Source organism: Methanosarcina sediminis (genome assembly GCF_052056915.1).
In the GTDB taxonomy this organism is placed as follows: Archaea; Halobacteriota; Methanosarcinia; order Methanosarcinales; family Methanosarcinaceae; genus MTP4.
Map to the genome: position 1 here is coordinate 3,583,136 of NZ_CP195119.1, position 25,795 is coordinate 3,608,930.

The following is a 25,795-nucleotide window of genomic DNA, read 5'->3' on the forward strand; positions in this document are numbered from 1 at the left end:
GATTTCTTCCGGAATTTTTCTTCCCGGAATTTTTCAGATTCAGCGGCAATATCTTTTCTTTTTTAGTGGCAATATCTTTTCTTATTTACATTAAGGGTTTTTGTTCAGTTCTGCTCTTTCAGGGAGCAGATGCAGTGAAGCAGATCCGGGAAGGTATTGAGCCGGAAATCGAAGGCTTGAGCGGTTTCCCCGGATTTTCTCCAGTCTTTCCAGTCTCCATAGGCGGCGTATGCCGTGTGCAGGCCGAGTTTGCGGGCAGGGGCAATGTCTCTCAGGAGGTTGTCCCCCACGACAAGGGTTTCCCCGGGTTTCACTCCCAGGTCCCGGAGGGCGTAAAGGAAAGGTTCGGGGTCAGGTTTTTTTCGACCTGTCATGTCTGCGGCAACCATTAGTTCAAAGGAGTCAAGGAGCCCGACTTTTTCGAGCCTTGCCCGGGCATGGGCGCTGTCGGCATCCGTTATGACTGCGAGTTTCAGGTCCAGTTTTTCCAGTTCGTCAAAGGTAGCCCTTACGCCGGGATAGAGTTCGAGGTTTTCCAGTTTTTCCTTCTCGTAGATTTCACAGCACTTGCTGTAGGCAGGGAGTGTAAAAAGGTTCCTTTCCTGCATGTAGTCCTTTATATTTTCGTAATCTTCAAAACCATGGACTCCTCTCAGGAAGTACCTGAAAAGTTCTCCCTCGGCTTCTATTTTTGCTTCTTCTCCCTTCCTTATGTTTCCGTTTTCCAGATAGGCAAGGATTTCCCGGCAGGCTACGAGCTTTGCTGCTACGAAGTCGAAAAGGGTATTGTCCATATCAAAAAGGACTGCTCTCAAAAAAAGGGTCTGGTTTTTGTTCATACTTTTCCGTTTATTCCTTCGTTTTTCGGGTATGCTTGCTCCGGCTTCCAGGCAGAGCGAGCCTATAAAACCCATAAGGTACAGATGTATAGGTCATTACAAAGGACAGATACGAGCAATAGACTTAAGTATGTAACGAATCCGGGTAGGTACAGAAACCTCTAATTTGAATTTATAATGAACACATTATAGGAAATTTTGGCATGAGTTCTGAAGAAGCGAAGGAAACGAGTTTTAAGGGAAATGCCGATGAAGGCAGCGGGGAAGCATCCTTTGAGGAAGTGGCCTATGTTCTGGACGATTCGGAAAATGCTGGTGAGGATGTCTCCGAAGAAGAAGTTGCAGCCGAATGGAACGGGTACGGGCTTGACCTCGTTAAGATGGGGAAGTACAGGGAAGCAATAGTTGCTTTTGACAATGCTATCAAACTGGACCCGAAGAATTTCTGCCTCCTGAACAACAAGGCTGCAGCACTCGAAGGAATCGGGAAATACGAGGAGGCCCTCAAACTGTATGAAAAAGCTGTTGAGATTTCCCCCGACGACTCGGACCTGTGGAACAACATGGCTTTTTCCCTTTCACAGGTTGGAAAATACGATAAGGCAGTTGCAGCCTACGAAAAAGCTCTCGAACTCAGGCCTGATTATCCCAATGCCTGGTACGGAAAGGCCCTGAACCTGAACCAGATGGGAGCCTACGAAAAGGCCGTTGAAGCTTTTGATAAGGTCCTTGAGGAAGACCCGAATTACAAGGAAGCATGGGTAGGGAAGGGAATTGCCCTTGCACAGCTGGGAATGTATGACGAAGCCGTTATCGCCTATGGCAGGGCAATAGATATAGATCCCGGTTTTTCCGAAGCCTGGTACTACAAGGGCGTGGACCTGGACAGTATAGGGAGCTATAGGCAGGCCATGAAGGCTTACGAAAAAGCGCTGGAACTCGATCCTGAGAATGATGATGCCTGGAACAACCTTGGCATAGACCTGGAAAACCTTGAGGAGTATGAAAAGGCAGTCGAAGCTTTTGAAAAATCCATTGAAATCAACCCTACAAACGCCGATGTCTGGTACAACAAGGGTTTCACCCTGAGCCAGATGCAGAAATTCGAGGAAGCCCTGGAAGCCTTCAAAAAAGCCCTTGAGCTTAACCCTGAATATTTCGATGCCTATTCAAGCCTGGGCTTCGTGCTCGCTCAACTTAAACGCTTTGAAGAAGCTGTGGAAATCTATGACAATGTTCTCAAAATCAACCCGGAGATCGCCGATGCCTGGTTCGGGAAAGCCGTCTGCCTCAGTTACCTTGAAAGAGCAGAAGAAGCCGATGCAGCTTATCGGAAAGCTGTCGAACTGGATCCCAGGTATTCCGGAATTAGTGAGAATATTCAGTGAGGTTGTAGTTAGGTTGTAGTTAGGTTGCGGTGAGCTTGAAGTGAGGTCGGAAGACTTTACTCTTCCGTTAACCTTTACTTTTCTTCTTATTCTCTCTTTGCTCCCGTACCAGCTTTCATGTTTACGATTTTATTATGGACAGGCTCGGTATGTTCTGAAATTCGGGTTAAAAACGAGGGCTCATTTATCCAGGTGAGTTGCCAGCTGGTAAACCTATGTACTTTTTTTGCTCAGGAGGGCTTAAAAACCGGAACAGCGTTAATGCCGTATTCCCGTGGTTCTTTTCCGAGCGCCAGCGAGGCCTTCCCGAAATGACTGCCATGACTGAAGAATAGTAAATACAATGTGAAAAGCCAAAAAAAGGGACTAATTTTGTGCTAGACGACCGCCGGTTTTCAAATCTTTTTTTTTATTTTTTGGCGGTTGGTGGGTGGTTGCATGCACTTAGCCGAAGTAACCTTAATCATTCGTAAAGAAGAGACTGTGAAAACAAATTATTAAAATTTTGGTACTATTCTCTTCAGGTAATGGCTGCTTCGTCTTTGAACTTCTTTCTTCTTTTTCATTTTATTCAGGGGAAAGCCGGTCGCTGGCGCGACCGGGGCTGCTGCCGGGAACCTGGAACTGGTGAGGGCCGCATGTACTGAGCAACAAATCAAAAAAAGTGACATGAATATCCGAATAATATCTCAAAAAATAGAAAGTTCAGGGCAAACTGGGTGTTGTAAAATCCAGTCCGCCTTTATGCTTTTTTAGTTTTCTTACTCCACTATAACGACACCCTGCTCATCAGGATGAATCTTGCACCGGTAATCATAGGTTCCTGGCTCTGTAAACGTGAACTCGAATGTGTCTCCTTTGTTAAGGTTTTTGGATGAGAATATTGAACTATGAACCCTGTGAGTGGTTGAATCCTTATTTGTCCATATCACTGTATCACCGGAAGAGATGGTAACTGAATCCGGATCAAAGGCATTGTCATCTATGATAACTTCAACAGTTTTGCTTTCTTCCTCTGTTTCACTTGGTGTTTCGGCTGGTGTTTCAGTTAGTGTTTCATTTGGTATTTCGGTTGTTGTTTCATTTGGTATTTCGGTTGTTGTTTCATTTGGTATCTCAGCTGGCATCTCGGTTGGTGTTTCGGTAGGTGTTTCGGTTGGTGTTTCGGTTGGTGTCTCAGCTGGCATTTCAGCTGGTGTTTCTTCTGGAGTTTCGGCTTCTTCTCCATTTTCACCAGCACAGCCTATTGCCAGGAATACACTGAACACGACTAGGAAAATAACCAGTTCTTTTCTCATTGTTCTCCCCCCTGAAAAATCAGACGATTTTTAAACTCCCATTTTGTTAAAATTAGATTATATATTATTCACTGGATATTATAACGATTCCTGCCAGTTTCTGAGCATAAATTCTGAATGTCGTTCCTTTTTTGGCTCTGTAGAAATCCTGAATAAATGGAAGATGATTGCCATGACTGAAGAGTAATATATCCAAAGTTATGAGGCAAAAAAAGTTATCAACTCTGTTAGAGCTCCATTGTTGCTCCATTGTTGCTCCATTGCTTCTTCATTGCTTCTTCATTTCTTCTCGATAATACAGTAGCCCTGCACGGTCCCTATTTGCTCAGTCCCTATCTGCTCAGTTCGGTTTTTCCCACCACATCTTTACCCTTGTGGACCACCCTCTCTGAATAAGGGCTCCGTTATCTTCTTCAAGCACGCCTTCGAAGTAGTCCCTGAGGATGGTTTCCTGGGTATCGGAGCTTGCATTGTAGTAGGACTTGAAATCCTCAACAGCTTCGTCAAGGGTTGCATACCTGTGGATGTGCTCAAAGGGAAAGACGCTTACATTCGGGTAGATCCCCATGTCATAGAGCACGTTGTAGAGAACATCGCACTTCGGGGCCGATTGGTACTCCCTCCCGTGAAGAAGGGGCCAGAGCTTCCGGGAATGCATGTCCCAGGAGGTTTCCCCTGCAAACCAGTAGAGGTAAACGTACTTCGAGGAAGCGTCCAGCATCTTTTGAACCGAGGCGCGTATGTCTTTCATACCCAGGGAATACGAGGCAAAAACCACGTCATAGGGAGCGGAAAGGTCGGATTCGACATCAACGGCTTCCCAGTCTTTGTGCACACATTCGACGTTTTCGAGTCCGTACTCATCGATGTTGTCCCGCATGACACTCACCATGCCTTCCGAAGGCTCTACGGCGGTTACGTGGGCGACACGCTGTGAAATCGGAATTGCAAGGGTCCCTGGCCCGGCTCCTATATCGAGGACTCTGGAATCGGGGGAGAGTTTCATGCCTTCTATCCTCTTTTCGGTAATTGCCCTTGCCTTATCATCCTGGAACATCCTCCAGAAGCGCCTGGCGTTTTCCTTACTGTACCAGATGGTCGAACAATCCACATTCCTGTTTGATTTTAGCTGTTTTTCCAGCGTATCTTTCCAGACTTTGTTCCAGTCAATGGCCTCTGATTCCATGTTACAACCTCAACCGGCCTCCATCCCGGAGTTCACGGTGTTACAAAATGATAAATAAGTATTAACAATAATAATAGTATTAACATATATACTTTTTCAGGGTGTGGGTAGCTGGTCTTTCCTGAGCGGGCTTAAAATTAGGGTTGCGTTTAATGCCGTATTTCCGTGTTTTTTTTCCGAACGAAGTGAGGCCAGCCCGGAACAAATGCAATGAATGAGGTGCAGTATAAAAAAGTTAAAAGCTGACTGAAGCAAGCTATTTTTACTATGAACTATTTTTTATGTTAAGTTGTTGACTAATAAATTTATTAGTAATAAATTTGTTAGTTCAGGGGACATGGGTGCGTTCATTCAAAGTTTCCTTATTCACTGACCTGAGTTTCCCTTATCCACCTTTCAAAAACGGGGTCTTCCAGGGAATAGAACCCTTTTTCTTTTCTAAAAATGTGGCCTTTATCTATCAGGTAACTGAGGAATGTATTGATGTTTGAGACCTTATCCCCGATAGAGGAGGCAATTTCTCCGGGTCTGTGCCTGTTCCGGGAGATTTCTATTACTATTGCTTTTTCCTTGGGGCTGAGGGAGTTGAATTCTTCCCGGAAAAGGAGGTTGCCTTCTTCGGCCAGGAATTCCTGTTCTATCGCCCGGACGGATTCAGGGTCCCTTTTTCCTTTTCTTTCCAGCATTTTCCCTATGAAGTTGACGTAAAAAGGAATTCCTGCCGAAAAGCTGTAGATTTCTTCCACGCTTTTTTCCGGGATTTTGAGGTTTTGCCTGAGCAGGACCCGGACGTGTTCGATCCCGAGAGGCTTTACCTCTTTTACCACGAGCTGCCTGTAAAAAGGCGAACTTGCCGAGAGGACAGTCAGCTCCATGGTGCTCCGCACCGAACCTGAAATGCAGAGCGTGGTCTTTTCCCAGTCCTCGAATATCGTCCTGATTTTTTTCAGGATCCCTTCCTCGATTTTCCGGTTTTCGACCTTAAGGTCAATGACGGAGGGAAATTCATCAATCAGGAGTACACATTTTGTCCCGGTACTTTTAGCAAGCTTTTCCGCAAGCCCGAAACAGTGCTCAAGTAAAACGACGGCTTCGGAAGGTTTTTTCCGGGAAACCAGGAATTCGAACTCACTGTAGATGACCCTCAGTTTCGTCTCCCCAAGGACTTTTCCCAGCAGGGAAAGAGGCATCTGCACAAGTTCCCGGGCCCGGTATCCGAGTCCCAGCCCTGGCCTGTAAGCATCAATAATTTCCAGGCCCAGGTTCCTGCAAAATTCTTCCACGGAATTGTCAATCAGGTCCCAGACTGAAAAATAAACCGCAACACACCCCTTTTCGGGTTCGAGCCTTCTCTGGACCTCCTTCAAAACCGAAGTCTTTCCGATCCTCCTCTTCCCATAAAGCGCATACCCTACAGTGGAATTTGAATCTGCCAATTCGGACAGCATTTCCGTTAATAATTCGTCCCGGTTTACGAATTCTTCTCCTCTTGCCGGCTTCAAGGTGAATGCCATGGTGACCACTAATAAATTTGTTACTAATAAATTTATTACTAACAAATTTAGTAGCCATGGGTGGCTTAAATACTTTTCCTGATAACCCGCTTGTACTTTTCGTTTTGGTATAGAGATTAGAACCGGGGCAGCATTAATATCGTATTCCCGTGGTTCTTTTCCGAGCGCAAGCGAGGCCTGCCCGGGACAACTGCCATGGTTGAAGAGCATCATAGAAAAAGTGAAAAGGCGAATAATTTCCATGTCTCATTTTTTATTTTTTGGCGGTTTCGGGTCGGCTGAATGAACTTAAGCGAAGTTACCTGAAACTAACAATTCCAATAGATTTTCAGACAAGGGTTGTTCTGTCTTACAAATTGCTTCTTTCTTCTTTTTCATCTTATTCAGGGAAAAGCCGGTCGCTTACGCGACCGGGGCTGCTGCCGGGAACCTGGAACGGTTGAGGGCCGCATCTACTGAAAAATAAATCAAAAAACACGACCTGGGTATTCTGGTCAAATATCTCAAAAGTTGTGCGGCCGGCATTTCAAATCTTATTTTTTATTTTTTGGCGGTTGGCGGGACGCTTGAGTGCACTTTGCCAAAACAACTTTCAACCTTCATTCTTCTCCAGAAAATAGAACCCTGAACACCACTTTGATCTAATGCTGCCCAAGCTGGAACGGACAGGTTAAATTCCAGGCGAGATCTTAAAGCTTGCAATAAGTTATAAACAGAAGTAAGCATAATTTCATGAGCAATTCATTATATGCGATTAACTCTAAGCGATTGGTGACATGCAGCCCTCTACTCCACAAATAGCTCTCGAAGAGCTTGAACATAAGCTGAGCGAATTTTTCTCCGGCGTGGATAGTGTTACGGTTGCTTATCTTTTCGGTTCGGTTGTCCGGAGGGAGGCTAACGGGCTGAGTGATATTGACATTGCCGTGCTTTTTGACGAAAACATTATAGAAAAGGAAGCTTTTGACCTTCAGATGGAGCTCATCGGGGAACTGGGACTCCTCCTTAAAACAAATAATATAGACCTCGTGGTCCTTAACGAGTCTCCCCTGCTCCTCAGCTACAACGTTATCCGTGACGGAATTATTTTGAAATCCGATGAACGAAAAAGGGTTTTGTTCGAAACCAGGATCATGTCGAAGTACCTGGACCGGGATTACTACGTTAAAAGGCACATGAAAATGACGCTTGAAAGAATGGCAAAGGGCAGGTTCAGATGGGACAGGAAATAATTGACAAGCTCGAAATGCTTGAAGAGTACATAAATAATTTGAGGGAACTCCAGCAGCACAGCCTTGAAGAACTGGATAATGACTACGTCCTGAGAGGAGCTGTCGAAAGGTACATGCAAATCGCCCTTGAGTGTATGCTGGATATCGGGGAGATGATTATTTCAATGGAAAGGATAAAACGCCCTGATGCCTACAAAGAAATATTCCGTACCCTGGGAGAACATGGAATCCTTCCCGAAGCCTTTGCCAGAAAAATAGAACCTGCCGCTGGTTTCAGGAACGTGCTTGTTCATATGTATGTAAAGGTAGACCTCGAAAGGCTTTATGACAACCTGCAAAACGGCGTTGAAGACATGGAACTCTTTCTTGAATACATTGCCCGGTATCTTGCCGGGAAAGAGGGTTGAGGTTTTATTTTTTCATAACTCATCTGAACTTTCAGGGTATTTTATCAGACGTATTTCAACGGGCGTCTGAGATTCATCACAAGCCTTGTGATGTTTTGGAAAACATGAGCCATTCTTCAAATCTCTCTTTTTATATTTTCACGGTTGGCGGGGCGGCTGCGTGCACTTTGTCAGAGCAACCTGAATTATTCACTTTCTAAGAGAAACGATGTTTCATTTTTTGCTTTATCCAAAAAAGAGTTAAGGTTGTTCCAGGAAATCTTCAAGAGTAACATCGGCTTTCCTGAGGATGCTTTTAAGTGTGGATTTTTTTACAGGGTCATGCAAAGGTACGGTCACCATGTCTGTACTTCTTTGAAGCAAAACGTGGCTTCCTCTTTGCCTGACAATGACAAAACCCAACTTGCTAAGACCCTTGATTACCTTTTTCCCGGAGATTGAGGGAAGTTTAGGCACTGGATATGTCCACCTTCTCAACCTCTCCAAGTACCTGGGCCTGTTCTCTCGTTACTTCAAGCACCAGCTGGATGGCTTCCTTTATATTTTCAAGTGCCTCTTCCTTTGTATCGCCTTCGCTGACAGCAGCCGGAATTTCCAGGCACTGGGCGGTATATCCCCCTTCTTCGGATTCCTCAAGCTTAACCGTAAATTGCATGATTAGTAATTGGCAATTTACTTATTAATACACTTCTGGACAACACCTTCCATACCAACTTATTTTTAGCGGCAGAGTTGCACCAGCCGGGTTTCAGATCTTCTTCTGAACCCATGGCAGCCGGAATATTGTATCTCCGTGTGTCTTTTCCGGGCGTCAGCGAGGCCTTCCCGGAACAACTGCCATGAATTAAGAGCAGAGTGGAATAAGTGAAATGCGAAACGGGCGACCGATTTTTTCTAACACAAACGCCGGTTTCCAAATCTTGTTTTTTATTTTTTGGCAGTGGTGGTCGGCTACGTGCACTTTACCTGAGAAACCTGAAACGATCAATTCAAATAAATTTTCAGACAAGGGCTGTTCTGTCTTCTCTATTGCTTTTTCTTCTTTTTCATTCCCTCAGGGGAAAAGCCGCTCGCTGACGCGACCGTGGGCTACTGTCGAGAACTGTGAATTAATGAGGGCCGGGTTTTTGAAAGCAGAAAATGAAAACATGGCCGGGTTTTTGGAGATTTTTCTGAAGCCATAGCGGCCGGAATATTGTATTTCCGTGTGTCTTTTCCGAGCGTCAGCGAGGCCTGCCCGTTACTAAATTAATTAAAAAAGCAGTTAAGAAAGAACGAAAAACCAGTCTGAATACGATTATTTCTAAGCTGTAAAGCCACAGATTTTTAAATCTTGTTTTTTATTTTTGATGGTGTAGAGGTTTTTTTCGGTTCTAATATACTAAAAACCCTTATTTTTAGGTTGAGTTTATTGGTTTTAAAGTGAGTTCGGTTCATGAGCAATTTGAATTTGTGTCGATTCTACAATAAAAGGATCAACATCCAGCATTTTTCTGGCTTCGTTGATGTCAATTATCCATTCATATTCACAGAGATAAGAAGGGACATCATCTTTATAGACTGGATCCATTTTGTCCCTAATTTTTTCAATAAAATCATCAAAGGATTTACTCTTAAGTAATGCATCTTTTAAATCATCAACTAATACGCCATAACCTCTAACAAAACTATAGAGTAGTGTGTTTGCTATTTTTTTATCTTGTTCAAAGTTTTTAAGTCTCATGGACTCATTAGAAATTAGGTCTTTCGACTCCGGTGATATTTTCGGAACAACTTCTTCTAAATATTTTCGAAGAGTTTCATTTAGCTCAGTGAGTGAATCAACTTGAGAAGCTAAAGAATCTATTTGAATCTGTTTGGAGCGCTGGTTTATTAAATCCCGGAATAGTCCAGCCCATTGTTCTTTGAGCCAAGCTTCAATGTCGCTATAACGATCAAACTGGTGGATAGGCTTGGTTTGCGAAAGGATATTTTCAATTGAATTAAATATATTTACCGAATCAACATGAGCGTAATTGATTGACTCATTATTTTTATTCTTCAAAAATGTTTCAAATTCACTATAAACTGATTTTTCTATCAAAATGTAGGTAGGGATTCCTCTTTCAACCGCTTTTCTATACTCTTGCATGGTTATACTATCGTATCGGTCGAAGAATTGTTTTTCCTTTTTTTCCTTACTACCGCTTTTTTCTGAACCATATCTTCCACCAATGATAATTATAAATATATCAGCATTTTCCACTTCTTTATAGCAAGATTCATCAAGAAAATCTTCAGATGAATAAGGTATTTGCCCTTTTTCATGAAGGATTGGTTCAAAACCTAACGAGTAGATAAAATTTTCTAGAGATGATCTAATATACTTCAAATCATAATATGTTGAACTTACAAATACTCTTGGTCGGGCCATAATTCATCTACCTTTTATTAATCTGTTATTAAGCTACATTTTTAATTTTTTGGGCAGTTGCGTGCACTTAAGCGAAGCAAGTTTCAACCTTATTTTTAAAAATTACAGTCAAAACTCTTCGACTGGCGCTGGACACCTCGAATTATTTTTTTAACAGTATTTAATCTTTGATCATATCAAAATGTTCAAACGCTTCTTTTATGTAATCAAACTTATCGGGTGGACATGGATTTGTTCTTATATTTTCATTGTACCGGTTAGGTGCTTTTTTTACAGGTATATTGCAGATTTCTTTTGCATGAGCAATCCAGCATGTTTTTACGTTACAACAGTAGTTTGCTTTTACCCACTCTTGTATCTGTTTGTAAGTAGCCATAATGACTCACAAAGAAAAATAAGACTCTTCATTCTTTAATATTTCGAAAATCTTAGGAAAGTCATCTGTAGAATCCTAATCTCCTAAAAAATCCCTCTCCCTCTTCTTTCCCCCCTCCCCTAAATTATAATACCCAAAACCCCCCAATTACTAATCAGGGGGAACTAATCTGAAATTAAAATCCGTTAATCCTTATACTGAAGAACTCAACTGGACCTACGACGCTCTTTCTTTCAAAGACTGTCAACATCAAATCGAAATGTCTAAAACTGCTTTTGAGGGCTGGAGTACCCTGCCTGTGGAGGAGAGGGTCAGGTACATTGCCCGGGCTGCCGACGTGCTCAGGCGGAACAAGCAGGTATATGCCGAAGTCATAACAAAGGAGATGGGAAAGCCGATAAAGGAGTCCCTGGCTGAGGTGGAGAAATGCGCCTGGGCCTGTGACTATTATGCGGAGAATGCGGCTGGCTTTTTGAAGGACGAGATCGTGGAGACGGAGGCTGAAAAGAGCTACGTCAGCTTCGAGCCGCTTGGGGTCATTTTCGGGATCATGCCCTGGAACTTTCCGTTCTGGCAGGTGTTTCGCTTTTTGGTGCCGGCGCTGGCTGCGGGGAATGTGTGTTTGCTCAAGCATGCTTCGAACGTGCCGGGGTCTGCGCTGGAGATCCAGAAGGTCTTTCTGGAGGCTGGGCTTCCTGAGAACGTTTTCAAGACGCTTCTGATCGATTCGAAGACTGCGATGAAGATAATTGACTGCGGGATTGTGGACGGGGTCTCGCTTACCGGAAGTGTTGGAGCCGGGTCTGCGGTAGGAGAGCTTGCGGGAAAGAAGATCAAGCCGCTTGTGCTGGAACTGGGGGGGTCTGACCCCTTCATCGTGCTCGAGGACGCGGATGTTGATGCGGCTGCCCGGATGGCGGTAACGGCGCGCTTTATTAATGCCGGGCAGAGCTGTATTGCTGCAAAGCGTTTTATCGTTATAGAAGACGTGGTCGTGGAGTTTTCCGAGAAGTTTGACGAATATATGCAGCAGCTCAAGGTTGGGGACCCCATGGACCCGGAGACCGACATCGGGCCTGTCGCAAAAAAGGTATTTGTGGGGGAGCTTGAAAAGGTCCTGAAAGACGCGGAAAAGAAAGGTTCCAGGCCAAAAATCCATGGGCAAGAGCACGAAAAGGGCTACTTCTTCAGGCCTGCGCTCGTCCCGGCTGCCAGCACCGATATGAAGGTCTGCAGCCTGGAAATCTTCGGGCCGATTGCGCCGGTGATCATGGTCAAAGACGAGGACGAGGCTGTGGAGGTTGCAAACTCCACCGAGTTCGGACTCGGGGCTGCTGTCTGGTCAGGGGACCCGGAAAGGGCGGAAAGGCTTGCAAAGCGCATAAAATCCGGCTTCGTCGTGGTCAACGGGATGGTCAAGTCCGATCCCAGGCTGCCTTTTGGCGGAATCAAGAAGTCCGGGGTAGGAAGGGAGCTTTCCCACTACGGGCTCAAGGAGTTCGTGAACATCAAGACCGTGGTGGTCAACAAGTAAGGAAAAATAAAAAAGTATTCAGAGTACTCAGGAGATTTTTGTATGAAAGCTTCGGATCTTTTCGTAGCCCAGCTTGAAGAAGAAGGGGTAGAGTACATTTTCGGGCTTCCGGGGGAGGAGAACCTGGACTTCCTGGAATCGCTTCGGAAATCGAAGATCAAAATTATCATAACAAGGCACGAGCAGGCAGCCGCTTTCATGGCTGCGGCTTACGGGCGGCTGACAGGGAAGGCGGGGGTCTGTTTTTCAACCCTCGGGCCGGGAGCCACAAATCTCGTTACAGGGGTCGCCCAGGCACAGCTTATCGGGGCTCCTTTCATCTCGATTTCGGGGCAAAAAGCCCTTTTCGATAACTGGCAGGCCCGCTTCCAGCTTGTGGATGTGGTCCGGATGATGGAGCCGCTCTGCAAAAAGGCGGTTTCCATAGCCGATCCCGGGACTATCCCCACCGTGATCAGGAACGCTTTCAAGCATGCGGAAGCCGAGCGGCCGGGAGCTGTTCATATCGAGCTTCCCGAGGACGTGGCAGAGGAGGAGACCGATGCAAAGGTCCAGAAGAGGCCTGAAATCAAAATCCCGCACCCTGCCAGTGCTGCCGTGGAAAAGGCTGCAACCATGATCTGTGATGCAAAAAACCCCCTGATCATCGTCTCTTCCGGGGCAAACAGAACATCCATCACCGACGAGCTTGAGGACTTTGCCAGGAAGACCGGGATTTACCTGGTGCATACCCAGATGGGAAAAGGCGTTGTCCCTGACGACTGCCCATGCAGCCTCTTTGCCACCGGGATCCATGCCCACGACTACGTAAACTGCGGGATTGACGAGGCAGACCTGATCATAACCGTAGGATACGACATAGTTGAATATCCCCCTTACCTCTGGAACAGGATGCTGGACAAAAAAATCATCAACATCGATTTCGTTGAGTCCTTGCCTGACAGGTACTTTAACCCCGACCTGGAAGTCATAGGGGACATTGCAGCCTCGATCCGGGAAATAGCCGCAAAAATCCCCGGGAAACGGGAGTTTCCCATCTTTGCAGCAACAAGGGCTTTCATCGAGGGGAAAATCAACGCTCCTGAAGCGAAAAGTTATCCTCCCCTGCCCCATGCGGTTGTCCGGAGCGTCCGGGAGGTCCTCGGAAGAAAAGACATCATCACCCTGGACAACGGGATCTACAAGCTCTGGTTCTCCCGCCTCTACAAGACCTATTCCCCGAACACCGTGCTTCTGGACAACGCCCTTGCCACCATGGGTGCAGGCCTCTCTGCCGGAATTGCCGCAAAGATGGTCAACCCTGATAAGCGTGTCCTTGCCATCTGCGGGGACGGGGGCTTCATGATGAACTGCCAGGAACTCGAAACCGCAACCCGTTATGGGATTCCTCTGGTCGTCCTCATCCTGAACGACAACGCTTTTGGCTTCATCAAGTGGAAGCAGAAGAAGATGCACTTTGAGGACTTCGCCCTTGACTACGGGAACCCGGACTTTGCCCGCTTTGCCGAAAGTTTCGGAGCTGCAGGCTTCAGGGTGGAAGAAGGCGACGACCTCGCCGAAGTCCTGGAAAAAGCCTTCGCCTTAAACAGGGTTGCGGTCGTCGAGTGCCCGATCGATTATTCCGTAAACTACGAGACCTTTTCGATAGAACTCGGGAACCTGGTCTGCGAGCTCTGAGCGCCTGGCATTTTTCAAGCCTGGTGCCTTTTTACTGATGCTGATTATTCCAAAACCAGATCTGAATATCCAATCTCGGAACCGAATCCGAAATTAAATCCGAAATTAAATCCGATAAACTAAACTTCGGGGGAATTAATTGGGGGGAGAAGAAACAGAATCAGGATACTCTATCCACACCCATGACGTCATCATCATCGGAGCCGGGCTGACGGGGCTTCGGGCAGCCATCGAGACAGTGGACGCCGGGCTCGATACTGCGGTAATTTCCAAGGTACATCCGCTCCGCTCGCACTCGGTGGCAGCCCAGGGTGGGATGAACGCAGCACTCGGGAATGCCCGGGCCGGGGATTCCTGGGAAGACCACGCCTTTGACACCGTCAAGGGTTCGGATTACCTTGCTGACCAGGACGCCGTGGAACTGATGTGCAAAAATGCGCCCGGTGCCGTCATAGAGCTTGAACACTTTGGAACCGTTTTTTCGAGGCTGAAAGATGGGAGGATTGCCCAGCGCCCCTTCGGAGGGGGTATGTTCCCGCGGACCTGCTATGCAGCCGACCGTACAGGGCACAACATCCTGCACACGCTCTACGAACAGCTTATGGGCAGGGAACTGGAGCAAAGTAAAGGAAGTAAGGAAAGTAAAGGAAGCGAAGTAAGCGGAGCAAGTGAAGAAAGTAAAGGAAGTAAGGAAAGTAAAGGAAGCGAAGAAAGCAAAGGCAGTGGAAAGATCACTTTTTACGAAGAGTTTTTCGTAACTTCCCTGGTAAAAACCGGGGAACCGGTTGCGGAGAAAGGTTTGGGGGAGGGGGAACGCTGCGTGGGATGCACCTGCATAAGCCTTGCCGATCGGACCCTGCACGGTTTTGCCTGCCGGGCTCTGCTCCTGGCAACAGGGGGTTTCGGGCGGCTCTTTACCCGCTCCACGAACGCCCTGATCAATACCGGGGACGGGGCTTCCCTGGCACTGCGGGCCGGGGTCTCCTTGAAGGACATGGAATTTGTGCAGTTTCATCCGACCACCCTTTTCGGGACCAATATCCTGATCACCGAAGGGGCTCGGGGAGAAGGCGGGTACCTCCTGAACAATAAAAATGAGCGCTTCATGAAAGACTACGCCCCGAAGACCATGGAACTGGCTCCAAGGGACATCGTAGCCCGTTCTATCCAGCAGGAAGTCGATGAAGGCAGGGGGTTTGACAATAAGTACGTCTTGCTCGACCTCAGGCACCTGGGCAAAGGTAAGATTATGGAACGCCTTCCGGGCATTCGCATGATCAGCATGGACTTTGCAGGCGTAGACCCGATAGAAGAGCCAATCCCCGTGCAGCCGGGGCAGCACTATTCCATGGGGGGAATCGCTGTCGGAAACGATCTTGCAACCGAGCTTCCCGGGCTCTACGCGGCAGGGGAATGTTCCTGCGTAAGCGTGCACGGAGCAAACCGGCTGGGAGGAAATTCCCTCCTCGAAACCGTGGTCTTCGGAAAACTTGCCGGGCAGGGGATAGGGAAAACTCTCTCCTCTTCCGGGTCCGGAGCCCGGCAAGGAGAAGCGGATAGAAAAGCGAATAGAAAAGCAGTCCTGGAAAAGCTCTCCGAAGAAGAGGAAAGGGTAAAAGCCCTGCTTGCCAGGGACTCGGGCGTGAAAATGGCCGGGCTCAGGGACGAGCTGAAAAAGCTGATGTTTGAGTATTTCGGGGTATTCCGGGAAGGAAAGAAGATGGAAGAAGGGCTGGAAAAGCTCCTGGAACTCAAAAGCCGCTATCCTGAGGTCTACATTGACAACAAATCCGCTGTTTTCAATCAGGCTCTTATCTACGCCCTGGAATTAATGGGCCTCTTCGACATAGCAGAAGCCGTAGCAAGGGGCGCAATTACGCGGAACGAGAGCCGGGGTTCCCATGCCCGGACCGATTATCCGGACCGGGATGATGAAAATTTCCTTTTCCATACGATTTACCGCCTGGAAGGTCCGGGGGCTGAAGAAAAACCGGTACTTGAGTACCTACCTGTCAGACTTGGAAAATTCCCTGTAAAGGAGCGTGTGTACTGATGAAGCTGAAAGTGTTTCGATATGATGGGGAAAGCGGGGAATCCCGCTACGATACCTTCGAGCTCACCCCCTCCCCTGGGATGACCGTGCTTTCCGCTCTTTTCAAAATCCAGGAGGAGCTTGACGATTCCCTGGCTTTCCGCTACTCCTGCCGGGGTGCCGTCTGCGGGAGCTGCGGGATGCTGATCAACAAGGTGCCGAGGCTTGCCTGCCGGACCCAGGTGGAGGCCCTGCTCAGGGGGGAAGGAAAGGTCAAACTCAGGCCTTTCCCGGGAATGGAAAAAACGGTTTCATGGGACCCGAAAGAAGAAGTGCTCGTGGAACCTCTCCCGAACCTGGCTAAAATAAAGGACCTGATCGTGGACATGGACAAATTCTTCGAGTTCTACCGGGCGGTCGAACCTACCTTCAAACCGGCTTCGAAAGCTCCCGAAAAAGAGAGGCTGATGCAGCAAGAGGCCGTTTCGGAGCTTGAAAAGTACACGAACTGCGTGCTCTGTGCCTCCTGTGTGGGCGCCTGCCCGATTTCGGGAAAAGCAGAAAGAGATGAACAAGGAGAGGGGGAAGGAGAGGGGGAAGGAGAAGGGGAAGGGGAAGGGGAAGGAGAAACAAAAGAGTTTCTGGGGCCTGCAGCTCTTGCAAAACTCTACCGCTTTCATATCGATCCTCGTGAAGCGGAAGACGATTCCCGGCTCTTGCTTGTCAATGACAAAAGGGGCTGGTGGGGCTGCGAGTTCAACGCTAACTGCAAGGCTGTCTGTCCGAAAGGCGTCCCCCCAATTCTCGGGATCGGGAAGGCAAGAAGGGAGATCCAGAAGCTTGGAAAGGAGCCGGAGTAACCCTTTGACTTAAATGATGTCGTAAAGAACGATTGAAGAACGATTGAAGAACGATTGAAGAACGATTGAAGAACGATTGAAGAACGATTGAAGAACGATTGAAGATCGATTGAAGATCGATTGAAGAGCGATTGAATGACGGTTGAAGAACGGTCGAAGAACGGTTGAAGAGCGATGGATTCATACTTATAACGATAAGGATATCGAAAATAAGAAACGAAAAACAAAAAAGTGACGGAAAATAAGGTATTAAATTTGGGATATATAATTTTTTCAGGGGGATGGCGATGTGTCGAATTGAAAGGGACTCCATGGGCCAGTTTGAAGTCCCGGAAGAGGCCTACTACGGGGTTCAGACTTGCCGGGCATTGAGAAATTTTCCGGTGAGTGGGAGAAGGGAAAATCCGGGATTCATCCGGGCGTATTTGATCGTGAAAAAAGCCGCTGCTTTTACCAATATGGAACTCGGGGTGCTTGACCGGGAAAGGGGAGAGGCAATCGTGCAGGCAGCCGACGAGATTCTGGACTGTCTTGAGCCAGATTATTCTAACCAGTTTCCGGTAGACGTCTTTCAGGCAGGGGCAGGGACTTCTTTTAACATGAACACGAACGAGGTCCTGGCAAACCGGGCGCTTGAAATTCTGGGCAGGAAAAGGGGGGATTACGCTTACCTGAGCCCTAACGACCACGTTAATATGTCCCAGTCTACAAACGATACCTTCCCTACCGCTTCCCACATTGCAATCATATTCGCCGCAGACAAACTGGCCAGTGTGCTCCACGAGCTTGCAGAGGCCTTCCGCCTGAAAGGAGAGGAGTTTGCCGGAATCGCAAAATCCGGCAGGACACACTTAATGGACGCAGTTCCGGTGACCCTCGGAACTGAATTCAATGCCTATGCTTCTGCCCTTCAGAGGGCTGCAGGCCGCATAAAGGAACGGAGGGATGACCTCCTGGAACTTGCCATTGGGGGAACAGCTACGGGCACCGGGGCAAATACGCCTCCTGGATACCGAAAAGCTGTGGTTGCAAAAATCTCCGAACTCTGCTCCCTGCCCTTCTGGCCTGCAGCCGACGGTTTCGAAGCCCTTCAGAGCCGGGCCCAGCTTGCAGCCTTTTCGGGAGCTCTCAGGGAACTCGCCCTCGAACTCATCAGGATTGCAAACGACCTCCGGCTCCTGAATGCAGGCCCCACGACCGGGATTTCGGAAATCGAACTTCCCCAGGTTCAGCCGGGCTCTTCCATCATGCCGGGAAAATACAACCCTGTCATGGCTGAGTGCCTGGACATGGTAGGGTACCAGATCGTTGGCAATGACACAACCGTGGCTCTTGCATCGCAGGCCGGGCAGTTAGAGCTCAACGTCATGACCCCGGTGATAATCTTTAACATTCTTACGTCAATTACCCTGCTCTCAAACTACCTCCCTGTTTTTCAGAAACGCTGCGTTGAAGGGATAAAGGCACATGAGGACCGGTGCAAAGCCTACCTTGAACTTAACCCGATCCTCGTGACGTTCCTGACCCCGAGGATCGGGTACCTGAAGGCGGCAGAGCTTTCTAAGGTAGCCCTGGAAAAGAAGGTTCCTGTTTCGGAAGTTGCTGTGATGGAGGGGGTTTTGAGCAAGGAAGAGGCGGATGAACTGCTTAAAATTGAGAACTTATTGAAAAAAGATTGAGATCAAGGCTTTGTTCGCCCTTTCGGTCCGTAAAAGGGACTGATAAATCGGTAAGGATGAAAACAAAGCAGAACAAATACAGCTGGAAAATGTTTTTTTGTTTTTGTTTTTTTCATTCCTTTTTGGAAGGCGCCATCAAGCAAACTGGTGGGGAACTCTGAAGTATTAGATTAAAAGGGCTTTTCCCTGTCAGGGTTTAATTGCATATCACTTACAGGAGTTATTCTTGCACAGGAATTATTCTTGTACAGGAGTTATTCTTCCGGAAACTTCTGCAAAAATAGACCGGAATTTATACTCACAAAAAATAAAAAAATTACCTGGAATAATTATGCTTAAAATACACTTACGAGTTTAAATGGGCAAAAAAGAGTAAGTAAAAATTTTATTTTTACAATCCCCTTACTTTTTCTCCCTCTTGAAAATTGCTGTAGCTGTCCCTTCATCATCAATGTCGTCCTTTATAAGGATAAGTTCCCAGCCTTCGTTCCCAATTCTTTCAAGGTCGCTCATTTGCTGCGGCATGTGCACGGCATGGATCCTGCGAGAATCATATTCCCATAGTTTCATCACTTTATACCCCCTACTGTTAATGATAAAAGACATCCTGTATTTATTATCTTTAATATCGTGACAAAACTATAAATAACCAGAACAAAAGAAAAAACGTAGTCCGGTTCTTCCCTCTTAACGTCAGTTTGAGTCCGGGAGTTTCGGGATTTCGGTCCGGTAGAGGACCCCTTTTTCAGACCTTATCATACGGATCCGCTCCCTTGCCATGAAATCGAAGATCAGTTCGATCTCAGGGGGGTAGGTGGCATCGGCATAAACGGGGACGATGGGTTCAGAGTCCGTTCCCGCGACATAGAACATTTCTCCCCCGAAGTGAGCTATGTGCTGTACTTCGTATTTTTCGAAGGCCTGTTTGATGAATTTTTTCGAGAGCGGGGGTTTTGCAAGTTCGAAGTCTTCTACAGTCATTTTTATGTCTGCCCCATACATAAAAAAGGGATTGACGGGATCGGATATAAAATCAATTGAAGGCAGGGACAGAAATTTCAATGCAGGAATTCAGAAATGCGGGGTTTCATGGCCCCAGGGTTGATAAGTTTGGATTTCCTGTTCAGAAGTTTTGGTTTCCCGTCCGGAACCCTTTCATCTCCTTGAAGGCATCCTGGCTCCCGGGATAAGGCCCACGAGCCTTGCAACTTTTTTGTAGCGTTCAAGCAAATCTTCTTCCTGCCGGATGTCTTCAATTTTCTCGAAGATGTACATATTTTCGGGCACAAAGGGGATTTTGCTCCGGAGGACGTTAAGCAGGGATTCAAGTTGCCTGTCCAGTTCCTTCCGGTCCTTTTCAAGGGTTTCGAACTTCCATTCCCTCACCTTCAGGCTAACCGTGCACGCCAGGTTTTCGTAAGGTGCCCCCTTTGCCTTTAGGCAGGTTATCCTGGCTTTGTAGCGGATTCCTGAAAGGGTCTCTTTCAGCTTCTGTTCAAGGAGCACTTTTCCAAACTTCGGGTATTCTTTCTTCACGATTTTCTTTGCAGCAATCGCCTCTTCTTCGGCGTTTTCAAAGAGCTCCGTTGCCCTGTCAAACTCCCGGACGCAGGTCTCAAGCAGTTTTTTCCGGGCAGGCAGGTCTTCGGGACTGAGATTTCCCGCAGCCCGGAGAAGTTCGGCAAACTTTTCGCTTGTATCGAGCAGCTTCCGTTTTTCTTCAAGCTCTCTTACTTCCCGTGCTGCCCTCGAGAGGTAGAGCTCGGTCTCAAGCCTGGCTTTTTCTAAAGGCCGGTCGCTGACAATTATGTAGAGGTAGGCCTCGTAAAAGGGCCGGTAGAATTCGGGGGTGTCGCCTTCGAAGGGAATTTCCGAGGCTTCTTTAAAATAACCCGCAGCTTCCTTCAGCCCGAAAATGTATGTAGCCCCGTTTTCCGCCCGGAGCGCCCGCCAGAGGGAAGCCCTGGCAAGAGCCCTGTAGGCATATTTCCTTACATAGGTGTACGGATCTTCAATAAGCAGCTGCAGGTCCCTCCAGGCCCCGGTCTTGTCCGGCACATGGAAAAAGGCAGGCGTAAGGGCCCGGGCTGTAGCCCTCTGCACAAAACTGTCGCTGTGCCCTGAAAGCCTGACAAGGTCCTTCCAGGCTTCCCCTTTATCGGGGACCTCGGGGTAAGCCGGGGCAAGGGTTTTTGCAGCTCCCCTCCTGACTTCCCTGTCCTCGGAGGAGGCAAGCCTGACGAGTTCCGCCCAGGCTCTCCTTTTGTCTTCGGCATGGGAAAATGCTCCGGAAAAGAGTTCCGCAGCCCTTTTCCGGAGCTGTGCGTCCTGCCCTGAAGCCAGGCGGACGAGGTCGAAAAAGACCCCGGATTTTTCTTCAACCCCGGGCAGCACATGGGAAAGCAGCTCTGCAGTCTCTTTCCTGACAGCGCTGTCCCCGTCCTCCGTCCTTTTAAGGAGTTCTCCCCAGATGTCCTGAATTTTACCCTGCTTCCGGGAATAAAGGGCAAGCAGGGAGTCCATCGCCCCCCTCCGTACCGAGGGGTCGGGATCCGAACTCAGGCGGATAAGTTCGGCAACAACTTCTTTTTTATCCGGCAGGTTGGAGGGATATGTTCCGGCAGAGAACTCTGCGGCATCTTTTCGCAGGTATCTGGCTCTTTCAAAAGCCCCGGCTTTTTCGGAAGATGGTTCGTAATCATGAAATCTTTCAGGTTTTCCAACTTCTTTTTTCTCTGATTTTTTCTTCCCTATTAGTTTTTTCTCACTTTCTTTCCTTCCCTCTTCTATACTCTCTTTTTCTCCACATTCTTTCCTGTCCTTTTCCAGATCTTCTTCAGGGAATTGCGGATTGATTGAATCAGGGTTTTCTACAAGCTCCCTCAGCACATCGCTGTCCTCCTTTTCAGCCAGGTGCACGAGGTCCGAATAAGCCTTTTTCCTGTCTGGAATGTAGGGGAAAAGGGTTGGGAGCGAACGGATAATTCCGGTGCGTACATCTTCAAGGCTGGAATTTGAGTTTACCAGTTCCATAAGGTCTTCCCAGGCGTTTTCCTTACTCTGGTTGTGGGGAAAAACCAATACAAGGGCCTTTACCGCACCTTTTATAATATCCTCGGAAGGGTAAGCCGTGAGGTTTATGAACCTCTCCCATGCCTGGATTTTGCCGCTTTCCGGAAGCTTCGAAAAAACGGTTGAAAGGGAGGAAACTGCGCTTTCCCTTACTTCATCGCACTTATCGGAAGAGAGCCTGAGCATGTCTTCAAATGCCTGTTCCCTGTCAGGAACCGATTCAAAAGAAGAGCTTAACTGCTCCATAGCCTCGATTCGCTCGCTCGAAAGGGGGCTGAAGGTTTTATCGTGTACGATGTCCTGGTCAATCAACTGTTCCCACCAACTGTTCCTTTTCTTATCCGGTTTTTACTGGTTTTCTACCCGGTTTTTACAGTGCTCTTTTACGTTTCTCTTTTTTTATTCAGTTTTTCCGCTTACCTTCTTTCCAGTTTACTATTTCTTGTAAAAGAGTTGGTGGGAGTTCTATTAAAGGTATTGATTTTATTTTCAAAAAATTCCTTGATTCACAATTTTCGGATTCACAATTTTCGGATTCATGATCTCTGATTCGCGATATCTTTATTCATAATATCTTATTCACAATCCGCATGGCAACTTCTGCTTTATGAATTATTAGGTAAAAACGATAAAATTTAGGAATGTCTATAAACAATGAAGTATATTTTCCTTCTCTATAATAATTCCATGTTAATAATGAGGATACCTGAATGGAAGCCTCTCTTCTTGATCTGGTTTTCCTTTCTGAAAAAAGGGAAAAAATTCTTCTGTTATTGAGGGAAGGTCCGAAAAGCATTAAAGAAATCGAAAATTCCCTGAATTTCAGTTCTACATCGGTTCAGCCGCAGATTAAAATACTTAAAGAGAGACATCTCCTTTATCTGGAGGATAATAAATACGGTTTGACAATCATCGGGGAGACAATAGCTGAAAATATGCGGGAGCTGGTCGATACTTTAGAAGTCCTTGAAAACAAATTAGATTTCTGGAATGTTCACCAGCTTGAAGGAATACCCCCACATCTATTAACTAGAATTTGTGAACTTAAACATTCCACTTTTGCCAGACCGCTTGACAAGAGTAATATGTTTTCGCCTCACAGGGAATTTGCGGATAACATTGCAAAATCGGAATTCGTTAAAGGCATCTCCCCTTTCATCCATCCTCTATACCCAAAAATGTTCCTGGACTTCGCAAAAAGTGGCATCGACGTATCCCTTATTGTTACGGATCCTGTTTTTGAAAGGATGAGCACGGAATTCAAGCCTGAAATGGAGCAGTTCCTGGGCCTGAACAACACCCATGTCTATGTGTGTGAAAAAGAAATTCTGCTCTCAAGTGCGGTGACGAACTGTTTCCTTTCCCTTGGCTTTTTCTATAAAAACGGGACATACGATCATGTCAATGATATTTTGTGTTTCGAACCCGAAGGCCTGCGCTGGGGAGAAGACCTTTTTACGTACTATCGGGACATGTCCAGGGAAATAACGGAAATTTGATCTTTTTCTCCTTCTTATTCTTCCTCTTTCAGAAACTTCCCCTTCTTTTTCCGGTACCTCCCTGACCCTGAGCTCCCGGCAGCCTTCCATCTCGCAAACGGAGCTTTCTCCTCCGCAAGCTTATAAAGCTCTTCAGCCGGGTTTCCTGCTTCGGAAAGCTGGGGGTAGTCCTCTCCTAGCACTTTTATTGCCCGCCGGACTGTGTAGTCGGGGGTTTCCCGGCTAAGTTTCTCGACGTCTTCCAGGGCTTTTTCCCTGTCCGGGAGCTGGTGGAAGATCAGGGCCATGATATCTCCTGCTTTGTCCCGTACATGGCTGTCCTTGCTTTTGGCAAGCCCGAGGAGGCTGTCCCAGACAGCTTTCCTGTCTCCCTGGTAGGGATATATCAGGATGAAGGCGTTCGAGGCGAGTTCCCGGACGTTTTCGTACCGGCTTTTTGCCAGGGCTATGAAATCATTCCAGACCTTTTTCCTGTCAGGCAGGGAGGGGAAAAGTAAAATGAGGGCTTCGACTGCCTGCTTCCTGAGGTGACTGCTCTCCTTTTCGGTCAGGCTGAGAAGGGCGTTCCATGCCTTCTTTTTGTCCGGCACATGCCCAAATGCAAAAACAAGGGTCAGGACAGCAGCCTTCCAGACTTCCGGTTCCTCCGTATGGGTAAATTCCAGCAGGCCATTCCAGCTCTCTTCTTTATCTTCTTCAGAAATTTTTGGAAAAACGTTTTCAAGTGAATTTATTGCTTTAACTCTAACAGTTTCGTTTTCATCGGAACAGAGTCTTAGCAGGTCCCTGAAAGCCTGCTGACTGTCTTTAAAGGATTCAAAATAGCTTATGAGCTGCTGCAAGGCTTCAATTCGCTCATCTGAAATTGGACTGAAGGTTTTTTCGTGTATATCGGACTGATCAACCAAAAATCCCCACCAACAATATCCTCTATCCCCTTTTTACTCCCTTATTCATAGTTGAGCGGGTTTTTTATTAAAGGTATTGTTGCCGGGTTTTTCGATTTGCTTTTAAGGTGGTCGCGTTCTCACCGGCCTCTGAGTGAAGCAAGGCGGACGGCTTTTCCCGAAGAACCAAAAAAAGGAAGAGAAGGTTTTGAAATCCAAAACTGCAAATTTTTCTGTTTCTGGTTTTGGGTTCAACTGCGTAAGTCCTATTTCAGTTGCTTTTTCCATTACAGGCTCCAAAGCCCTTCAGCTTCCTCGTACTCCGGGTATTCAACTTTCCCCATGAAAAGAATGCAATTTGTCCTTTTGTCCTCTATGAAGAACATGAACGGATGGTCGGCTTTGAATTCCTTTGGTTTTGAATCCCATGAGATTTTCCCACCCAACTCCATCTCGACCTCTGTTGCTGCGGCAGCTTCCGTGCCTTCTTCCTGCACATCTATGAAAGCCTGGTGAATCACTCTGGATACAAATAATGTCCCGTCACTGATTCCTGAAAAATTCGCACGGTTGGAGTTGAAGGCATCCACAACGCCCATTTCAATGAGGGAATTGGAAAGGTCTGTTTTAGTCTCAAACTTAAATTTCGGAATCGAGGTCTTCACTTCCTCCGTTAATTCCATGTCGTTTTTAAGTTTGTTATAATCGTTTACCGTGAAATCGGTTTCAAAGTCTTTAATGTCGTTGTCTTTCGGAAGCACAATGTACATGGATAAGTCGTTGCCTTTGTAAGGAAGTTCTATGATTTTTGCTTTTGAGTTTTCACCATAATTAAAACTTTTAAACATGTACATCATGTCCACAGGAATTTCTTCCCCTTTCGCCGGATAAAAAGTTCTTTTTCTGGTCATCTCCTTATCAAATTCATACACCCATTTTCCATTGAAGTAAATTGCATTTGTGATAATTACCCGTGTATCAGGCGTAATCGAATCTTTCGGGATCAGGTCTTTTATTTTGTCATTGGTCCTGGCTTCGACCCATTCGTTGATGGTGTCTCTTGAGTCAACCGGTTTTCCCACAAAGTTGAGTTTTGTAACTTCGCCGTCATAGTAGTTTTTCACGTTGAAAACATACGCTTCTTTTATGGGAAACCCTTCCTGTACCCAGATCGCATTTGCAGTTTCAAGCTCGTAATCGCCGCTTCCGGAATTGATCCCGTCATTCATATCTTTCAAATGAACTTTCAAAACAGTCTTATTTGTGGGGAAATAAAATACATTTGATATCTGCTCCTTTGTAGTGTTTTCAGCCCCCTCATAACAGATCGCCATGGCAGCCGATATGCTGTGCGGTGAAAAGAAGACGTTTCTTTCTTCCCCTGCTTCCATTTGCGCAAGCTGCGAGTACATGTCAAAAGCAAAAGCATTGTTTGCGGCTGCGATGTCGTAGTCTTCAACCGAGTCCGCATTGATTGTATTTTCCGCAATTACAGCTGTATCTTCAACGCAGCCTGTACACAGCAATGTTAGAGTAAATACCAGAAAAGTAATTTTAATTTTGCACATGCATTCTAATATTTAGATAAGGTATACTAAAGTTTATTTATATGTGGTAGATACAATATATACATAATGTAAATAAATTAAAAGATGTGCTCTCTCCCGATTTTTCACGGTGGTTTTTTCGTTTTTCCATTTTGTTTTTCCATTTCGTTTTTCCATTTTGTTTTTCCATTTTGTTTTCCATTTTGTTTTCCATTTTGTTTTTCCATTTTGTTTTCCATTTTGTTTTCCATTTTGTTTTCCATTTTGTTTTTCCATTTTGTTTTCCATTTTCGTTTCACGTCTCAGTTTTTCATCAATCAATGGATTTTGGAAAAGTGTAATATTTCAATTATCA

Annotated in this window: 23 protein-coding genes; 9 read left to right on the forward strand and 14 right to left on the reverse strand. The window is 46.5% G+C overall.

The features are described from left to right. Positions 1-104 precede the first annotated feature (104 nt). A complete protein-coding gene (locus tag ACSAZK_RS15740) occupies positions 105-839 on the reverse strand; it encodes an HAD family hydrolase (protein ID WP_440954989.1) in 735 nt (244 codons plus the stop codon). Positions 840-1,042: 203 nt separating this feature from the next. Here ACSAZK_RS15740 and ACSAZK_RS15745 point away from each other — a divergent pair, with 203 nt between their 5' ends. After that, complete coding sequence (locus ACSAZK_RS15745) at positions 1,043-2,227, forward strand: tetratricopeptide repeat protein (RefSeq protein ID WP_440954990.1); 1,185 nt, start codon at positions 1,043-1,045, stop codon at positions 2,225-2,227. Between the two features lie 761 nt (positions 2,228-2,988). On the opposite strand, the gene ACSAZK_RS15750 is transcribed toward ACSAZK_RS15745, so the two are convergent. The 3 genes from ACSAZK_RS15750 to ACSAZK_RS15760 all read right to left on the reverse strand — a co-directional run bounded on the left by ACSAZK_RS15750 (position 2,989) and on the right by ACSAZK_RS15760 (position 6,225). Continuing rightward, positions 2,989-3,525, reverse strand: coding sequence for a cupredoxin domain-containing protein (locus tag ACSAZK_RS15750; RefSeq protein WP_440954991.1), 537 nt, complete (start codon positions 3,523-3,525; stop codon positions 2,989-2,991). A gap of 340 nt (positions 3,526-3,865) precedes the next feature. Continuing rightward, positions 3,866-4,711: a class I SAM-dependent methyltransferase gene (locus ACSAZK_RS15755; RefSeq protein WP_440954992.1), complete on the reverse strand. Its 846-nt coding sequence runs from the start codon at positions 4,709-4,711 to the stop codon at positions 3,866-3,868. Between the two features lie 362 nt (positions 4,712-5,073). Next, a complete protein-coding gene (locus ACSAZK_RS15760) occupies positions 5,074-6,225 on the reverse strand; it encodes an AAA family ATPase (RefSeq protein ID WP_440954993.1) in 1,152 nt (383 codons plus the stop codon). Positions 6,226-7,001: 776 nt separating this feature from the next. Here ACSAZK_RS15760 and mntA point away from each other — a divergent pair. Together mntA and hepT are read left to right on the forward strand one after the other, a co-directional pair. Further along, positions 7,002-7,457: a type VII toxin-antitoxin system MntA family adenylyltransferase antitoxin gene (gene mntA, locus ACSAZK_RS15765; RefSeq protein WP_440954994.1), complete on the forward strand. Its 456-nt coding sequence runs from the start codon at positions 7,002-7,004 to the stop codon at positions 7,455-7,457. Beyond that, a complete protein-coding gene (hepT, locus tag ACSAZK_RS15770; RefSeq protein WP_440954995.1) occupies positions 7,442-7,864 on the forward strand; it encodes a type VII toxin-antitoxin system HepT family RNase toxin in 423 nt (140 codons plus the stop codon). The genes mntA and hepT overlap by 16 nt, the downstream gene beginning before the upstream one ends. 240 nt (positions 7,865-8,104) lie before the next feature. Here the strand turns inward: hepT and ACSAZK_RS15775 are convergent, their stop codons facing one another. The 4 genes from ACSAZK_RS15775 to ACSAZK_RS15790 form a co-directional block, all read right to left on the reverse strand. Continuing rightward, a complete protein-coding gene (locus tag ACSAZK_RS15775) occupies positions 8,105-8,320 on the reverse strand; it encodes a type II toxin-antitoxin system HicA family toxin (RefSeq protein ID WP_440954996.1) in 216 nt (71 codons plus the stop codon). Then, positions 8,313-8,519, reverse strand: coding sequence for a type II toxin-antitoxin system HicB family antitoxin (locus ACSAZK_RS15780; RefSeq protein WP_440954997.1), 207 nt, complete (start codon positions 8,517-8,519; stop codon positions 8,313-8,315). Before ACSAZK_RS15780 ends, ACSAZK_RS15775 begins: the two co-directional genes overlap by 8 nt. Positions 8,520-9,281: 762 nt before the next feature. Further along, a complete protein-coding gene (locus ACSAZK_RS15785; RefSeq protein ID WP_440954998.1) occupies positions 9,282-10,277 on the reverse strand; it encodes a DUF4062 domain-containing protein in 996 nt (331 codons plus the stop codon). Positions 10,278-10,437: 160 nt separating this feature from the next. Then, positions 10,438-10,653 carry a hypothetical protein gene (locus tag ACSAZK_RS15790; protein WP_440954999.1) on the reverse strand — a complete coding sequence of 72 codons (216 nt, stop codon included), beginning with the start codon at positions 10,651-10,653 and terminating at the stop codon, positions 10,438-10,440. Between the two features lie 169 nt (positions 10,654-10,822). Between ACSAZK_RS15790 and ACSAZK_RS15795 the strand changes: the two genes are divergently transcribed. The 5 genes from ACSAZK_RS15795 to ACSAZK_RS15815 all read left to right on the forward strand — a co-directional run bounded on the left by ACSAZK_RS15795 (position 10,823) and on the right by ACSAZK_RS15815 (position 18,435). After that, entirely contained in the window at positions 10,823-12,187 is a 1,365-nt protein-coding gene (locus tag ACSAZK_RS15795; protein ID WP_440957045.1) for an NAD-dependent succinate-semialdehyde dehydrogenase, read from the forward strand. Between the two features lie 42 nt (positions 12,188-12,229). After that, positions 12,230-13,864, forward strand: a complete 1,635-nt coding sequence (locus ACSAZK_RS15800; RefSeq protein ID WP_440955000.1) for an acetolactate synthase large subunit — start codon at positions 12,230-12,232, stop codon at positions 13,862-13,864. A 139-nt stretch (positions 13,865-14,003) separates the two neighbouring features. Continuing rightward, complete coding sequence (locus tag ACSAZK_RS15805; protein ID WP_440955001.1) at positions 14,004-15,917, forward strand: FAD-binding protein; 1,914 nt, start codon at positions 14,004-14,006, stop codon at positions 15,915-15,917. Then, positions 15,917-16,756: a succinate dehydrogenase/fumarate reductase iron-sulfur subunit gene (locus ACSAZK_RS15810; RefSeq protein ID WP_440955002.1), complete on the forward strand. Its 840-nt coding sequence runs from the start codon at positions 15,917-15,919 to the stop codon at positions 16,754-16,756. Before ACSAZK_RS15805 ends, ACSAZK_RS15810 begins: the two co-directional genes overlap by 1 nt. 287 nt (positions 16,757-17,043) lie before the next feature. Further along, positions 17,044-18,435 carry an aspartate ammonia-lyase gene (locus tag ACSAZK_RS15815; protein WP_440955003.1) on the forward strand — a complete coding sequence of 464 codons (1,392 nt, stop codon included), beginning with the start codon at positions 17,044-17,046 and terminating at the stop codon, positions 18,433-18,435. A gap of 402 nt (positions 18,436-18,837) precedes the next feature. Here the strand turns inward: ACSAZK_RS15815 and ACSAZK_RS15820 are convergent, their stop codons facing one another. The 3 genes from ACSAZK_RS15820 to ACSAZK_RS15830 all read right to left on the reverse strand — a co-directional run bounded on the left by ACSAZK_RS15820 (position 18,838) and on the right by ACSAZK_RS15830 (position 21,819). Continuing rightward, complete coding sequence (locus ACSAZK_RS15820; protein ID WP_440955004.1) at positions 18,838-19,005, reverse strand: hypothetical protein; 168 nt, start codon at positions 19,003-19,005, stop codon at positions 18,838-18,840. A gap of 123 nt (positions 19,006-19,128) precedes the next feature. Then, complete coding sequence (locus tag ACSAZK_RS15825) at positions 19,129-19,416, reverse strand: hypothetical protein (RefSeq protein WP_440955005.1); 288 nt, start codon at positions 19,414-19,416, stop codon at positions 19,129-19,131. Positions 19,417-19,590: 174 nt separating this feature from the next. Then, complete coding sequence (locus ACSAZK_RS15830) at positions 19,591-21,819, reverse strand: HEAT repeat domain-containing protein (protein ID WP_440955006.1); 2,229 nt, start codon at positions 21,817-21,819, stop codon at positions 19,591-19,593. 398 nt (positions 21,820-22,217) lie between these two features. On the opposite strand from ACSAZK_RS15830, the gene ACSAZK_RS15835 reads away from it, so the two are divergent. Beyond that, entirely contained in the window at positions 22,218-23,006 is a 789-nt protein-coding gene (locus tag ACSAZK_RS15835) for a helix-turn-helix transcriptional regulator (protein ID WP_440955007.1), read from the forward strand. A gap of 14 nt (positions 23,007-23,020) precedes the next feature. Here the strand turns inward: ACSAZK_RS15835 and ACSAZK_RS15840 are convergent, their stop codons facing one another. From ACSAZK_RS15840 to ACSAZK_RS15850, 3 genes are all read right to left on the reverse strand, one after another. Further along, entirely contained in the window at positions 23,021-23,914 is an 894-nt protein-coding gene (locus ACSAZK_RS15840; RefSeq protein WP_440955008.1) for a HEAT repeat domain-containing protein, read from the reverse strand. Positions 23,915-24,180: 266 nt separating this feature from the next. Continuing rightward, entirely contained in the window at positions 24,181-25,419 is a 1,239-nt protein-coding gene (locus ACSAZK_RS15845) for a serpin family protein (protein WP_440955009.1), read from the reverse strand. A gap of 146 nt (positions 25,420-25,565) precedes the next feature. Then, complete coding sequence (locus ACSAZK_RS15850; RefSeq protein WP_440955010.1) at positions 25,566-25,703, reverse strand: hypothetical protein; 138 nt, start codon at positions 25,701-25,703, stop codon at positions 25,566-25,568. Positions 25,704-25,795: the final 92 nt, after the last annotated feature.